General features: G+C 61.9%; 11 protein-coding genes. 5 read left to right on the forward strand and 6 right to left on the reverse strand.

Translation table 11 applies throughout. From position 1 onward, the window contains the following. Nucleotides 1–60: 60 nt before the first annotated feature. The 5 genes from LDN85_RS16150 to LDN85_RS16170 form a co-directional block, all read right to left on the reverse strand. Nucleotides 61–1527 carry an FAD-dependent oxidoreductase gene (locus LDN85_RS16150; protein WP_026539694.1) on the reverse strand — a complete coding sequence of 489 codons (1467 nt, stop codon included), beginning with the start codon at nt 1525–1527 and terminating at the stop codon, nt 61–63. Nucleotides 1528–1547: 20 nt separating this feature from the next. After that, nucleotides 1548–2825 carry a uroporphyrinogen-III C-methyltransferase gene (gene cobA, locus LDN85_RS16155; protein ID WP_026539693.1) on the reverse strand — a complete coding sequence of 426 codons (1278 nt, stop codon included), beginning with the start codon at nt 2823–2825 and terminating at the stop codon, nt 1548–1550. A 90-nt stretch (nt 2826–2915) separates the two neighbouring features. Then, nucleotides 2916–3725 (reverse strand): DNA alkylation repair protein, encoded by an 810-nt coding sequence (locus LDN85_RS16160; RefSeq protein ID WP_223943513.1) that lies wholly within the window; start codon nt 3723–3725, stop codon nt 2916–2918. A gap of 15 nt (nt 3726–3740) precedes the next feature. After that, nucleotides 3741–4652: a glutaminase gene (locus LDN85_RS16165; RefSeq protein WP_026539691.1), complete on the reverse strand. Its 912-nt coding sequence runs from the start codon at nt 4650–4652 to the stop codon at nt 3741–3743. Between the two features lie 5 nt (nt 4653–4657). After that, nucleotides 4658–6274, reverse strand: a complete 1617-nt coding sequence (locus LDN85_RS16170; RefSeq protein ID WP_223943514.1) for a helix-turn-helix domain-containing protein — start codon at nt 6272–6274, stop codon at nt 4658–4660. A 387-nt stretch (nt 6275–6661) separates the two neighbouring features. On the opposite strand from LDN85_RS16170, the gene LDN85_RS16175 reads away from it, so the two are divergent. Together LDN85_RS16175 and LDN85_RS16180 are read left to right on the forward strand one after the other, a co-directional pair. Then, the gene (locus tag LDN85_RS16175; protein ID WP_223945477.1) at nt 6662–8092 is read left to right on the forward strand and encodes an amino acid permease; all 1431 of its coding nucleotides are present in this window, start codon (nt 6662–6664) and stop codon (nt 8090–8092) included. Between the two features lie 28 nt (nt 8093–8120). Beyond that, entirely contained in the window at nt 8121–10838 is a 2718-nt protein-coding gene (locus tag LDN85_RS16180; protein WP_223943515.1) for an aminotransferase class I/II-fold pyridoxal phosphate-dependent enzyme, read from the forward strand. Here LDN85_RS16180 and LDN85_RS16185 read toward each other — a convergent pair. Next, nucleotides 10835–11872, reverse strand: coding sequence for an LLM class flavin-dependent oxidoreductase (locus LDN85_RS16185; RefSeq protein ID WP_223943516.1), 1038 nt, complete (start codon nt 11870–11872; stop codon nt 10835–10837). The genes LDN85_RS16180 and LDN85_RS16185 overlap by 4 nt on opposite strands. A gap of 143 nt (nt 11873–12015) precedes the next feature. Between LDN85_RS16185 and LDN85_RS16190 the strand changes: the two genes are divergently transcribed. The 3 genes from LDN85_RS16190 (at nt 12016) to LDN85_RS16200 (ending at nt 15118) form a co-directional block, all read left to right on the forward strand. Continuing rightward, entirely contained in the window at nt 12016–13935 is a 1920-nt protein-coding gene (locus LDN85_RS16190; RefSeq protein WP_026539686.1) for a hypothetical protein, read from the forward strand. A 17-nt stretch (nt 13936–13952) separates the two neighbouring features. Continuing rightward, nucleotides 13953–14483, forward strand: a complete 531-nt coding sequence (locus LDN85_RS16195) for a hypothetical protein (RefSeq protein WP_155854051.1) — start codon at nt 13953–13955, stop codon at nt 14481–14483. A gap of 107 nt (nt 14484–14590) precedes the next feature. Further along, nucleotides 14591–15118, forward strand: a complete 528-nt coding sequence (locus LDN85_RS16200; RefSeq protein WP_026546380.1) for a hypothetical protein — start codon at nt 14591–14593, stop codon at nt 15116–15118. Nucleotides 15119–15184 lie beyond the last annotated feature (66 nt).

Consider the following 15184-nt stretch of genomic DNA (forward strand, 5'->3'; position numbering starts at 1 on the left):
GGGGACTAAAAACAGAAACGGGGCCACTCCCAAGGAGTGACCCCGCCCGCAAACGGAAAACTAGACCTGTGCCGCTACGCCATCGCGGGAGATGTTGACCATGTCCTCGCGCGGCACCACCTTGATGCGTTCACGCTTGACCTCAACACCGTGGGACGTGCCCGCCTCGGTGGCTGCTGCGCCGAGGGCGAGTTCGTGGGCGTCCAGGGCCAGCCAGCCTTCCCAGCTGGTGAACTTCACGCCGCGGGAATCGAGAAGATCCACGACGGCGTCTGCCGCGGGAACCTCGGCGACCGGCAGGTTTTCGCGGTCCTCCAACAAGTACGTGACGGTTTCGAGGGCATCGCCCTTGGTGTGGCCGATGAGGCCAACCGGACCGCGCTTGATCCAGCCCGTTGCGTAGAGGCCCGGAACGTGCTGGCCGTCGGCGTCAAGGACCCGGCCGCCGTCGTTGGTGACGACGCCCTTTTTGTGGTCGAACTCGACGTCCGGCAGGGCCGAACCGAAGTAGCCGATGGAGCGGTACACAGCCTGGACCGGGTAGTCGATGAACTCGCCGGTACCGCGGGCGTTGCCTGTGCCATCCAGCTCGGTGCGCTCGAACTTGATGCCGGCAACCTTGCCCGGGGTTTCCGGGGAGTCCACGATTTCCACCGGGCTGTGCAGGAAGTGCAGGTGCAGGCGGCGGGAAGCGGTGAGCTCGGAGAGGTCCTCGGGCTGCTCGGCGATCCAGTTGGTCAGTGTGCCAACCATGGTTTTGGTCTGGTTGTTTGTCTGGACCTGGCGATCAGACTCTTCGTCGAATTCGAAGTCCTCGGCGTAGAGGATGATGTCTACATCCTTGGAGTGCGAGAGTTCACGCAGTTCCAGCGGAGTGAACTTCACCTGTGCAGGGCCGCGGCGGCCGAAGACGTGCACGTCGGTGACCGGCGAGTTCTTCAGGCCGGCGTAAACGTTATCCGGGATTTCGGTGACCAGCAGGTCATCGGCGTGCTTGGAGAGGACGCGGGCGACGTCCAGGGCGACGTTGCCGTTACCCAGGACGGCGATTTCCTTGGCGTCCAGCGGCCATTCGCGGGCAACGTCCGGGTGTCCGTCGTACCAGGAGACGAAGTCTGCGCCGCCGAAGGAACCCTCGAGTTCGATGCCCGGGATGTTCAGGTCGGCGTCCTTGATGGCGCCCGTGGCGAAGATGACGGCGTCGTAGTGCTTGCGGAGGTCCTCGATGGAGATGTCCGTGCCGTAGTCCACGTTGCCGAAGAAACGGATGTCGCCACGGTCCAGGACCTTGTGCAGGGCGTTGACGATGCCCTTGATGCGGGGGTGGTCCGGAGCAACGCCGTAGCGGATCAGGCCGTAAGGTGCCGGGTAGCGGTCGAAGAGGTCGATGCTGACGGTGAGTTCGCCGCTCTTGACGGCCTCACTCTTGGTCAGGATGTCCGCTGCGTAAACGCCGGCCGGGCCGGAGCCGATGACGGCGACGCGAAGCGGACGGTCCGCAGAACCTACGGGGGTGCTAATTGACACGGCTGTGTTCCTTCTTCTTCTCAGTTACTGCGGACGCGGGGACGGTTGGGGGTAATAGTGCTGTAGTCAGCGGTCTTGAAGTGCTGCGGTGCAAAGGGGCTGACACGGACAACATCGCCGATCACGATGACCGCCGGGTTGGCCACGCCGACGGCTTCCGCCTGGTCCGCGATGGTCCCCAGAGTGCCGATGGTGACGCGCTGGTCCGGCAAATACCCGTTCTCTACGATACCTACTGGTGTGTCCAAAGGCAGACCCGAGCCTGCCAGTTCAGCCGCGGAATCACGCAATTGGGCCACTCCCATGAGCAACACCACAGTGTGATCCGGGCGTGCGGGGACCTCGGAGAGCTCTTCGTGGCCGGTCACCACGCTGAAGCCCTTGGCCAGGCCGCGATGCGTCACCGGGATTCCTGCGGCAGCGGGAACGGAAATTGCCGACGTCACGCCGGACACCACTTCAACCTCGACGCCGTTCTGCCGGCAGAATTCTGCTTCCTCACCGCCGCGTCCCAGGACGTAGGGGTCCCCGCCTTTGAGGCGGACCACCCGGTTGCCCTTGAGGGCTTCCTCTACAAGGATCCTGTTGATCTCAAGCTGGGGCACGGGGTGGTGCCCGGGGGTCTTGCCGACCTCGATCACCCGGACGTCGGGCGCCAGTTCGTTGAGCAGCTCCCGTGGGCCAAGACGGTCGGCAACCACGACGTCGGCCTGGCCCAGCAGGCGACGGCCGCGGACGGTGATGAGCCCTGAGTCGCCGGGCCCGCCGCCCACCAGAGCGACAGAACCAGCCGGAGTCTTTCCAGCTGCGTCCGGCTTACGGTGCCGGCGCAGCGGAAGGTCCCCGGTTTCGAGGGCCGTGGCAACTGCGTTCCGAAGGGCCATGGCACGGCGTGGGTCTCCCCCGGCGTTGATGGCGATCTTGACGTCGTCCACCACGGCAACCGCGGGTGTCCACGCGGCCGATGCTTCATGGTCCGAGGCGTTGACGCACCAGATGCGCTGCGCCTCGGCGTCGGCTGCGACCTGGGTGTCCACGGCGGGAGTGCCAGTAGCAGTCTGAACGAACCAGACGCCGTCGACGTCGGTTTGGCGGTACTCGCGCTGCTCCCAGGTAAGGAGGCCGGAAGCGGCGAGCCCGCGAAGTGTTTCGGTGGCAACGGGAGCGACCACGGTGACTTTCGCACCGGCGTCGAGCAGTCCTTTGGCGCGGCGCGACGCAACGGGGCCGCCGCCGACCACCAGCACGGGGCGGCCGAGCAGCCGCAGCGCGGTGGGGTAAATGTCCTGTATTGCCATGAAAAAACTGTAGGGCGGCCCCGTAACATGCTTCAAAGACTCGGAAACACCCGGTAACGCTGGGTAATCCAACGTCACATAATTCCATGCTTAGCCGGAAGAAACCCTGTCTTTAAGCGTCAGGTAATAGCTCCGCTGCTCCTTGCCCAAGTGCTCGATCGCGTAACGAAGAGACGTGCGGGGCATGGTTGCCGCGTACTCGTCCAGGAAGGCCAGCAAGCGTTCGCGGCTGCTGCGTCCGGCATCGCGAACCCACCCGCCCACGGCTTTGTGGATGAGGTCTTCTTTGTCTCCGAGCAGGAGGGCGGCGATCGCGAACGTGTCATCCAACTGGCCTTCACGGATGAACGCCGAGGTGGCAACAATGGCCGTCCTGCGCTCCCACATGTTCGGCGACCGGGCCAGGCTGTAGAGCGGGTCGCGCGGCTTGTTCAGCAGCCATCCGCCCACCACGTTCCCAGCGCCTAGGTCCACCAGGTCCCAATTGTTGATGCGATCCTGCCTCCGCAGGTACAACCCGTAAAGTTCCCGACGCCGTTCTTCCGTGGTCTTCTTTTTCTGCGCTTGGAGAGCCATGATCTTCACGGCACCGGCCCTGGCCTCGTGGATGTCTTGCTCCAGGAGCATCTCGATATCTTCCAGGGACATGGTCGCGAACTCTTTGGCCAGTGTGAAAACCTCGCCCATGCGGACGCCCATGAAGAAGTCGCCCTCGGCATAGTCGCCCTTGCCGGTCTTGAAATAGCGCCGGTATTTGGCTTGCTCGACATCCGACTGGCGGATTTTCAGGCGCTCCAAGAACGCGACGGCGGTGGGCTCGGTTCCCGGCGCCGGCGCGGCAGGCTTGCGGTCGTTGGGGGCCTTCCCGCCCTTGGGCCCTCTTCCGTCCTTGGGGGTCATGCCTCCATCATGCGCCTAAAACACCGACCAGCCGGTACGGGTGGTGAATTCGTCCAGCGCTGCGACCCCGGCCACGGAATTCCCGGATCGTCCCAGCCCAGGGCTCCACACGCTGATGGAGCACTTGTTCGGGACCACGGCCACGATTCCGCCGCCCACGCCGCTCTTGCCCGGAAGTCCCACCCGATATGCGAATTCGCCAGCGGCGTCATACGTCCCGCACGTGAGCATGACCGCGTTGATTCTCTTGGTCTGCGCCGGAGAGAGCAACAGCGTCCCGTCTGCGCCCAAGCCGTTGGAGGCAAGGAACCGGGTTGCGAGTGCAAGGTCTTCACAGGTCATGGCGAGCGCGCATTGCTTTGCATAGGAATCCAGGACGTCCTCCACCGGGTTTTCCAGGTTGCCGCAGCTTGCCAGGAAGTGAGCCAAGGAAGCGTTGCGGTGGCTGTTGGCCAGTTCGGAGCCGGCCACCTGCTGATCGGTGTCGATGCTGTCCTTGGTGGTTTCCTGACGCATCAGATCCCGCACGGCATACGCTGCGTTTCCGGTCAGGCTCAGAAGGCGGTCCGTCACCACGATTGCACCGGCGTTGATGAAGGGGTTCCGGGGAATGCCGTCTTCACTCTCCAACTGGACCAGTGAGTTGAAGGGGTTGCCGGAGGGCTCCCGGAACACCCGTTTCCAAATACTGTCTCCGTCGAATGCCAGTACCAAGGCGAGCGCAAAGACCTTGGAGATGCTTTGGATGGAAAAGTCCACGTGGGCGTCTCCGGCTGAATACACCTCGCCCTCACGAGTGGCGACGGATATGCCGAATTGTTGGGCGTCCACGGCTCCCAGTTGGGGGATGTAGTCAGCGACGTTGCCTTGGCCGACATGCGGCTGCACGGCCCCGACGATGTCGTCGAGGAGATTCTGGATATCCATGGTTCCTAGCCCTTGGTCCCTGCATAGGTCCAGAGCCTGATCTGGAGGTGTGCCAGTAAGCGTTCATCTGCGGATTGCAGATCCAGCCCGGCCACTTCGCAAGCGCGACGCAGCCTGTAATGAACAGTGTTGCGGTGGACCGCCAATTCCTCGGCGCACCGGTTCACGTCTCCGAAGAACTCCAGGTAGGTCAGGAGGGTCAGGGCGAATTCCGGGTAGCGACCGCATAGCCGGGTGATTCCTGCATGACGCAGGGTGGTCCGGGATTCGAGCAGCTCCAACAATTCCCTGGTCAGGACTGTTGTTTCCACGTCGCTGTAAGAGGCCACACGGACGTCCGGCGTTGCTTCCATGACTTTAAGGACGCTGCGAACGTGATCAAGGGTGGCATGCAGGGCATCCAAGCGCGGAACGATGGGACCCACTGCTGCCTGCACCTGGAAGTGAAGGTGCGTGGTGGCATCACGAACAATCGTGTTGACCAGCCGGTTGATGGCGGGCAGGGACTTTTGCGGGTCCACGTCCGGGAGGATGATGGCCGTTTCCATGCCAAGGGCTCCTACCACCGCGCCGGGCCGGTATGCAGCGGCGTGGATCGATGCCACTTTGGACAGTTCCCCCCTGCGCAGCTGCAGACCGGCCGCGCTTTGGCTCAGCCCTCCTGCGGAGATCAACACCAACGCCGCTGGCTTGGCGGGATCGATGCCCGCGGATTGGGCCTGGGAATGGACTTGCGCCGTGCCGCTGAGCAGGCTGGACACCCGGTCCTCGCGCATCGACTGCGACTGCTCATTGCGGTGCCGTACCAGCTCAATGGCCGCATGCCTGGCCGCACCCACCATGATGCGGTCCGTGTTGGCCGCCAGTGGTTCAACACCTTCCTGCAACCAGATGTACCCCATCACCCGGCTGCCGGCGTGAATGCCGATCGCCACACGTTCCCGAAGCCCGGCCTCGAGGTTGGCCTCTACGTGAACAGGTGCTTCAGTAGCTTGGAGGTGCTTGTAGACTCCTGATTCCTTGAGGAGTTTCTGGTACTTTTCAGGGCCACGCCGCGCCAGGATGGACAACCGGCGGAGCTCGTCAACGTCATTGGACGCCGGGGAGTAGGCAAGGACCCTGTTGCCCGGATCTTCGATCACCACGTGGCCATTGGTCAGTGTGGCCGTGGTTTGGGCGATCGCGAACAGATCGCGGTGGACTGACGTGGGGGTTTCCCCGGGCACATCGTTCTCACGGACCCGGTCCAGCGCGATGCTCTCGAACTTATCCCAGCGGAGCCCCGGGGCGACCGCCACCAGTCCAATGCCGGTCGGTTGGAGCAACTCGGCCACGGCTTCCAACTCGCGTTCACTGCCCTTGACAGCAACTGCTGTGGGACGGCCCGCCATGATGCGGCGGAGCGCAGGGAGCGCCGCACGCCCGCGAACGCCGATCAACATGACCAAGGCCCCTGGGCGGATCTCGTCGTCGTCTTCAGCATCAACAATGACAGTTTCGCGAACGGTTCTGTTGTCCTCTGCCGGGGCCAGCAGCAACCGGGCGTTGCCGACACCCAGGTCTTCGAGGACATCGCTCAATAGGGTGACGACGCCGTCGTCGTCAATTTCCAGGGCTTTCAACGAAGCTATCGCTTCCTCTCCACATCAGTTCCATCAGCAGTACGCTTCCTCGCCATTGAGGGCGCCGCCGGTACATGTGCGCAGGCACGCACAGCGAGAAACATTACCGGCCCTTCAGAACACCAGTGTTGTCCCCCCGGCACAAGAGCCGGGCCCCGAATTTGGTTCGCCAGCCAATTTGTTGTCGACGGCGGCGACCTAGAGTTGGTGACTGTCCCACACACCACAAAGACTGACTGCAGCGCGGCCAATTTCAGGCATAACTGCGACGCAGCCAGCCCCACGTTGTGGAGTATTGAGCCACCCGAGGTGGCAACGGAGTCAAAGGAGACCCCCGAAGTGATACCCACCCCTGCGTCCACACAAACCCTTTCTTCCCCAACAGACCTGGCTGCCAGTCCGCCGTCGAACGCTTTCGCCCCGGAGGAAAGCGGCTACCGCAAAACCCTTAAGCCCCGGCAGATCCAGATGATCGCCATTGGCGGTGCGATCGGCACCGGGCTCTTCATGGGCGCCGGAGGCCGCCTGAACGGATCCGGACCCGCGCTGGTCCTGGTCTATGCCGTCTGCGGATTCTTCGCGTTCCTGATCCTGCGGGCACTCGGCGAGTTGGTGCTGTACCGCCCCACCTCCGGCTCGTTCGTTTCCTATGCCCGCGAGTTCTACGGCGAGAAAATGGCCTACACCGCGGGCTGGCTCTATTTCCTGAACTGGGCCATGACCTCCATTGTGGACGTCACCGCCGTAGCCCTCTACGTGAAGTTCTGGGGCCAATATTGGGCACCCATCAACGACGTCCCGCAGTGGCTGATCGCATTGATCGCTTTGGTAGTGGTGCTCTCCCTGAACCTGGTGTCCGTGAAGATCTTTGGTGAGATGGAGTTCTGGTTCGCCATGATCAAGGTGGGCGCCCTGGTGACGTTCCTCGTGGTGGGAATCTGCTTCATTGTTTTCGGCGGCCGGACGGATGTTGGCGTTCCGGGTTTCAACGTCATCGCTGAGAACGGTGGCATGTTCCCCATGGGCTCAGTGGCACCGCTCCTGGCCATCAGCGGCGTGGTGTTTGCCTATGCAGCTGTGGAACTGGTGGGCACCGCGGCCGGCGAAACCGCCGAACCCCACAAGGTGATGCCCAAGGCCGTGAACACCGTGGTGATCCGCATCGGGGTCTTCTACGTGGGCTCAGTCCTGCTGCTCTCGCTCCTGCTTCCCTTCACGTCCTACAAAGCCGGCGAATCTCCGTTTGTCACCTTCTTCTCGCATCTCGGTGATCCACAGGCCGGAGCCATCTCCGCATCCGTGATGAACTTCGTGGTCCTCACCGCGGCATTGTCCAGCCTCAACGCCGGCCTCTATTCCACCGGCCGCATCCTCCGCTCCATGGCGGTCAATGGCTCGGCTCCGCAATTCACAGGGCGGATCAGTAAGTCCGGGGTGCCCTACGGCGGCATCCTACTGACAGCGGTCATCACTCTGGTGGGTGTCGGCTTGAACGCCGTCGTTCCATCCCAGGTCTTTGAAATCGTGCTGGAAGTCTCGGCGGTGGGCATCATCGGCGGCTGGGCCACCATCATGTTGTGCCACATCAAGCTCCAGCACTGGGTCCGCAACGGCAAAGTGGTGCGGCCTGCGTTCAGGCTCTTCGGAGCGCCCTTCACTTCCTATCTCACCCTCGGATTCCTGGCCTTTGTCCTGGTCACCATGGGGTTCTCGGAAACGGGCCGCTGGGTGCTGGCCTCGTTGCTGGTGTTGGCGCCACTGCTGATAGCCGGCTGGTATGCGTATCGCGGCCGCATCCGTACAGCCCTGACGTCCTAGACCCCTTTTCAGTTTGAAAGTGAAACACATGAGCACCCCTTCCCCGTCCCCCAAAATCGGCACCCCCAGCAGGGCCTGGCGTTCCCGTGCCGACGCTTGGGAGTTTTTGGGATACGCCCTCAGGCAGCTCGCCTCGGCCCGACACCAGGAGTCCGGTTTGCTGTCCCAGATCGATAGGACCTTTGCCCTCCTGGCAGCGGTGGAACCGTATTGGGCAGAGCCCGGAGTCAACGCCGTGGCCCAGTTGCGCCAATTAATCGACGACGGCGAACCCCAGGCCGCGCTCCAGCTTCTGGGCGGTTTGGATCACCTTCCGCTCGCCTCTGCTGGGGAAACAGCTGCGGTGCCGCGCGGGGAAACGGTGGACGAGGAAGTTGTCGACCAGTCCGAGCCGGCGGAGCGGCCACGCTTTGAGGTCCTGGTGGTGGACACCATGGAGCCTGAAGAAGCCGAAGCGCTCAAGAACACCATGGCTGCGCAGCGCCGCCCTTCGGATGCGTTCACGTACACGGTCAACGTGGTTCCCAGCTATGAGGATGCCTTGGTGGCCATCATGCTGAACCCCGATATCCAGTCCGTTGTTCTTCGCCCGGGCTTCTCCCTCCGCAGCTCCCATCTGTTGGGCAGCGACCTCCGGAGGTTCCTGGCCCGGCATACCTCCGCAGACTTGCAGGACTCGCGACCCATCAGACGGATTCTTGCGCTGGCCGATGCAATTTCCGGGCTGCGGCCGGAACTGGACGTCTACTTGGTGGCAGGGGTTTCCATCGAGTCCCTGGCGGGATCCCTCACCAGGAAGTTCCGGCGGATTTTCCGGCGACAGGATCATCTGGACCTGCATCTGTCACTGCTGTCCGGCGTGGCCGAACGCTACGAAACACCGTTCTTCACGGCGCTGCAGGACTACAGCCGCCGCCCGGCCAGCGTCTTCCACGCCTTGCCGATTTCCCGGGGTGCGTCTGTAGGAACGTCACCGTGGATCCGGGACATGGCCGATTTCTACGGGACAAACCTGCTGTTGGCCGAAACGTCCGCCACCTCGGGCGGTCTGGACTCTTTGCTGGATCCGCACGGGTCCATCAAACGCGCACAGGAACTCGCCGCCCGGGCCTTTGGTGCGCAACGAACCTACTTTGTCACCAACGGCACATCCACGGCCAACAAGATCGTGCACCAGTCCCTGCTTGCCCCGGGCGATGTTGTGCTGGTGGACCGCAACTGCCACAAATCGCACCACTACGCCTTTGTGCTTGCCGGTGCCCGCGTTTCGTACCTGGATGCCTATCCCCTGGACAAGTACGCGTTTTATGGTGCTGTCCCGCTGGCCAGCCTGAAGCGCAGGCTCCTGGAGTACCGGCGGGCAAGCCGGCTTCACGAGGTGAAAATGGTGACCCTCACCAACTGCACCTTTGACGGCGTTGTGTACGACGTCGAAAGGGTCATGGAGGAATGCCTGGCCATCAAACCGGATCTGGTTTTCCTGTGGGACGAGGCGTGGTTTGCCTTCGCCCGCTCCCATCCGGTGTACCGCCGTCGAACCGGCATGGCGGCAGCAGCCGCCCTGGAAGCTTCCTTCAGCGATCCTGCCTACGCCGCACGGTATGCGAAACAGGCCGCCGCCCTTCATGACCCGGTCACCGGCGAACCCGTTGATGACGAAGCCTGGCTCAACACCAGGCTGATTCCGGATCCTGCCAAGGCACGCCTCCGGGTCTACGCAACGCAGTCAACCCACAAAACGTTGACCTCGCTGCGGCAGGGTTCCATGATCCACGTGTATGACCAGGACTTCGCCGGCTCCAACCGGGAGTCCTTCCGCGAGGCGTACATGACCCACACGTCCACCTCCCCCAACTACCAGATTCTGGCGTCCCTGGACATTGGCAGACGACAGGTGGAACTGGAAGGCTTCGGCCTGGTGCAACGGCAATCCGACCTTGCCGTATCCGTGGCCCAAGCCGTGGCCCGGCATCCCCTGCTGAAGAAGTACTTCCGGGTGCTTTCCTCGCGGGACCTCATCGGTCCGCGCTATAGGGAAACCGGCTCCAGCATGCCGCTGCGGGATGGGCTGGCAGAGCTGGAGGACGCCTGGCAGCGGGACGAGTTCGTCATCGATCCCAGCCGCCTCACGCTGGACATCAGCAAAACAGGGATCGACGGCGACACTTTCCGCCACAGCTACCTCATGGACGATCACGGCATCCAGGTGAACAAGACCTCACGGAACACTGTGCTGTTCATGACCAACATCGGCACGTCCCGAAGCTCCGTGGCGTACCTGATCGAGGTCCTGGTGAAACTCGCTGAAGGCTTTGAGAACCCGCATCCTTCGGCGCGGGCTCGGACGCTACCTGGCGCCTCCGACGCTTCCCGCCCGACTCCCCCGCTCCCGGATTTCAGCACCTTTGCCGCACGCTTCCGTGTGGATGATTCCTGTGAGGACGGGGACATCCGGGCCGCTTACTTTGAGAGTTACAAGCCCGATTCCACGGTGTACCTGTCCGCGGCTGAGGTGGCTTCCGCCGTGGCCGAAGGACAGGAAGTGGTCTCGGCAGGGTTCGTTACGCCGTATCCGCCCGGGTTCCCCATCCTGGTCCCGGGGCAGGTGATTACCCGGCAAACCCTCGAATTCATGGCTGCTTTGGATACGCGTGAAATACACGGGTTCGATCATGAACGGGGGTACCGGGTGTTCGCGGAGCCTGCTTCGTCTTCTGTTCTCGAGCTGGTGGCGGTGGCGTCCTAGACTTTGTCGCTCCAACCGAAAGCAGGGGCGACGTGCTTGGCGACATTGCCCAGCAGCTTGGCGTTGTAGTCGACGCCAAGCTGGTTGGGCACTGTGAGCAAGACCGTATCGGCTGCCTGCACGGCTGAATCCTTCGCCAGTTCGTCCGCCAGTTGATCCGGCTCGCCGATGTAGCTTTTCCCGAAGCGGGACAACGCGCCGTCGAGAATTCCTACCTGGTCCTGGCTGTCCGCTTGGGCACGCAGACCGAAGTAGTGGTTGTCCTGCTCATCGACGATCGGAATCACGCTGCGGCTGACGGAAATCCTTGGTTCAAAGTCGTGCCCTGCGGCCGCCCAGGCTTCGCGGAACATCCGGATCTGCTCTGCCTGCAGTTCGTCGAAAGGAACACCGGTGTCCTCGGTGAGGAGGGTTGAACTCATGAGGTTCATGCCTTGCTCTGCTGCCCAGACTGCAGTCTTCCGGGTTCCGGCGCCCCACCAGATTCTCTGAGGGAGGCCGGGTGACTGGGGTTGGATGGGCAGCAAACCTGTGGCCCCGCCGGCGTAATGCGGGTCCGCTTCGGCCACCCCGTGCCCGGCGATGGCTTTGCGGAACAATGCAGTGTGGCGGCGGGCCATGTCGCCACCGTCCTCACCGTCCTCGGGGACGTAGCCGAAGTTGGCTGCTCCGTTCCGTGCGGGTTCGGGTGAACCACGGCTCACTCCGAGCTGCAGCCGCCCATCACTGATGAGGTCCGTGGCTGCTGCTTCCTCGGCCATGTAGAGGCTGTTTTCGTATCTCATGTCGATCACGCCGGTGCCCATTTCGATCCGGCTGGTCCGTGCCGCAATAGCGCTCAGCAGTGGAAAGGGCGATGCTTGCTGCCGGGCGAAGTGATGCACCCGGAAGAACGCTCCGTCGATTCCCAGTTCCTCGGCAGCTACCGCCAGTTCGATTCCCTGTTTGAGGGCCTCGCCGGCCGTTGGCACGAGGGAACCCGGGACTCGGGCCCAGTGACCGAAGGAGAGGAAACCGATCCGTTTGTTGTGCATGTTCGGGACAACTCCGCGAGGGCCCGGAGAATTCCACGGACCCCCTCGTCCGCCTCTCAGCGTCTTCCGAAAGTGATTAAGAATCCGTCGAGTGCATTAGGTATAGTGGAGCCCTCGGCGGTTTATCTATTTGATGGAGTAAAATGAATTTCGACACGGGGGTTGCCGATCGTTTGATCGGTGCATGTCGAGACGCAGCGCGTACCTTGCAGGATCAACTCGGCGGACGGGAATCGCTCTCGACGGCTGCCCTTACGGAATTCCGGGGCGTGTTCGCTGACTGTTTCCGGGAGAACGTTGCCGCTGAACGGGCGGCCCGTTCGGAGCTGGTCCATATGTTGGAAGATGTTGCCCGTCAGGTCCAGGATGCGAAGAGCGCCGCGGAGGTTGAGCAGCGTCGCTTGGATGACGTGACGGAGTGGGTGCTTGCCTCCGGCTGGGTGCGTGCTGGCGGGGGTGTTGGAGTGAATGTGGGGCCGCGCCCGTCGATGGAGGAGACTGACCGTCCGGTGGTGAGCGTGAACACTGTGCGGCAGGGGTTGCGTGTCTGGGCGAGTGGAAGCACTGCTGGGGCGAGTTCCGCTGATCCGGACACCTTGGAATCCGCAGTGTCAACCTTCAGGATCCAGGACGGCTCAGACCGGGGTGCGGCTGACAGAGTCAGTGCAGCTGGGTCCGAGTTCGAGGACAAGTGCTCCTGGGTGCACTCTGATCTCGACGCTGTCCGTGGCGGGCTGCGACGGTTCTTGGAAGACAACCATCAGGACGCGACCCGGCTTTCCGACATCGCTTCGACGTTCCGCGCTGCCGGTGGCAGCGGAGACGTCGGACAGGTAACGGTATCGAACGGCCTTCTGGTGCTTGCCACGGTGCCGATGTCCTTATCGGGTGTGGCTCTGCTGAGCTACTTGTCCACTGCCTCCGAGGCTGACGTGAAGGCATTGGCCACAATACCCGGATGGCAGCAGACCCTGCGAGGCATGGACCCATCGAAAATCGGGGCTTGGTGGGCGGGCATGAAAACGGGAGCCCACACTGCAGTGAACGAGTCCGGGTTCACGCAGGTACAGGAGCTGCTGCTGGCTGCGGCTCCGGCCATGTTCGGCGCTTTGGACGGGATGCCCGCACTGGCTAGGGTCCGGGCGAACCAGTTGAACGCGCCAAGCCTGCTCCGCGCGGCGGAGAAAGACCTGGAAACAGCCCGGAAATTGTCGGGGATCGGGCAAGCACACCACGACCCGAACCGAACAAAAATGCTGGAAAATGAGGTCGCCTATCTGAAGCAGGCGGAAGCTGGGCAAGTTCAGCTTTACCTCTATGACCGGGACCAGTCCCGGATCGTGGAAATGATCGGCACCCCGGGCCCCGACACACGGCACGTGATCACCTACGTTCCAGGAACCTTCACCGGAATGAACATTTTCTACACAGGCGGCGTACAGCAGGTCTCGAGATACCTCAATAACAACGTGCCGGGGACGGTGGCATTCGTCTACAAGGATGGGCGGTTCCCCGGAGAGGCGGACACCGCCGGCGGCCCCAACCTGGCGAGAATTGGTGAGGCGAACGATGAGAAACTCGCACGCACCTCGGGGCAGCAACTGGCAGGTTTCGAGACCGGGATGCGCACTGACCCCTACCTGAACGGTGCCGAACAAACCGGCATCGGACACAGCTGGGGCCTGGCGAACCTCACCAGCTCCGAAGTCGCCGGAGCCCGATATGACAAAGTAATATCCCTCGCCGGGGCCGGAATGCTCCCGGACTGGAAACCACAGCCAACCACGGAATACTCGAACCTGTACTACTATGATCTGCTCGTCCATGGTCAGGGAGTTCCCAACCTCATCACGAAGAGAGGGGTGGTGTGGGATGGAAATAACCCCATTCATCGGGATGAGTTCGAACAGCACTATTACCGCGGCCCCCACGACGACCAACTTAGGGCGATTAACACCGTCGAAGAAGGGAACATCCTCATGGAAAACCACAACCTCATCGCCTCCGACAGCAAAGACAACAAGAAAGCGCTCAAAGACATGCTTGGAATTGTGACTCGATGATAGGGCGACGCGGCACCATGGCGTTGTTGCTGGCGGGCCTCATGGGGCTTACGGGTTGCGCCGGAACCCCAAATACGAGTTCGACAGAGTCAACTGTGCCAAGCGCCACCAAAACACAGGAGGAACCGGTGAAAGTTGAACTGACATGGCAGGATGCCAAAGCTCATACCCAAGCTCTGGAACTGGAGATCGCCGCCCAAGTCCCTGAAGACGCCGTTATCTCGATCGATCAGAAGACGAAGGGCATGCTTCTGTCCTGCAACCGAACCAAACACAGCTGGAATGGTTCAACGACAATCACGGTCACCGAAGGAACCAAAATCGAGCCGATCCTGAAAGAAATCAAAACCCACTATCAGAGTGGACAATACGTCGTCGAGGACAGGCTTGATATCAGAGGATCATACGAAGTCCAGATAAGCCCTCACAATACGAGCGATGAAAACTACATTGTCGCCGAAGGGTTAGCCCCAAACCAGATCCGCATTGATTCGGGCTCTGAGTGTTTCACGTTGCCAGAAGGTATTTACCCGGGCGGGAATTTTTAGATCCTCATGAAAAACCAGAACCTCCTCGCCTCGTACAGCGAGGACAACGTGCACGTGCCCAAGTGCATGCTGGGAAGTGCAATTCGGTGAGGATTCGGAGCGGCGCCGTGGCGTTGATGCTGGTCGTTTCAATCGGGCTTGCCGGCTGCGCCGGAAACCCAAGCGCGAGTTCGACGGAGTCAACCGTGCCAACTGCCAGTGATACACAGGAGGAACCGTTGATAGCCGAACTGACCTGGCAGGAAGCGAAGGCCAAAGCCCAAGTCATGGAATTGGAGATCGCCGCCCTGATCCCGAAAGACACGGTTGTCTCGATCGATCAAAAGAAGAAGGGCGTGCTTCTGTCCTGCGACAAGACGCAGCACAAGTGGAAGGGCTCCACGACCATCACGGTAGCCGACGGAACCAAATTCGATTCAATCGTGAAGGACATCGAAGCCCACTACCGGGCGAATGGACTCAAGGTGTCAGCCGATGCGGATATAGACGGAATGATACTGGTCCAAATCGATCCACCTGCTCCTGGGGAGAATTACCTCGTCGGTGGAGGCGTAAAACCTAATGAGATTTGGATCGATTCGGGCTCGCCATGCTTCACACTGCCCGAGGGCATCTACCCAGGCGGGGATTTCTAGATCCGATGAACAACCACAACCTCATCACCTCGTACAGCGTGGACAACGGGCAAGTGCCCAAGTGCA

The organism is Arthrobacter sp. StoSoilB20 (assembly GCF_019977295.1).
Lineage (GTDB): Bacteria > Actinomycetota > Actinomycetes > Actinomycetales > Micrococcaceae > Arthrobacter > Arthrobacter nicotinovorans_A.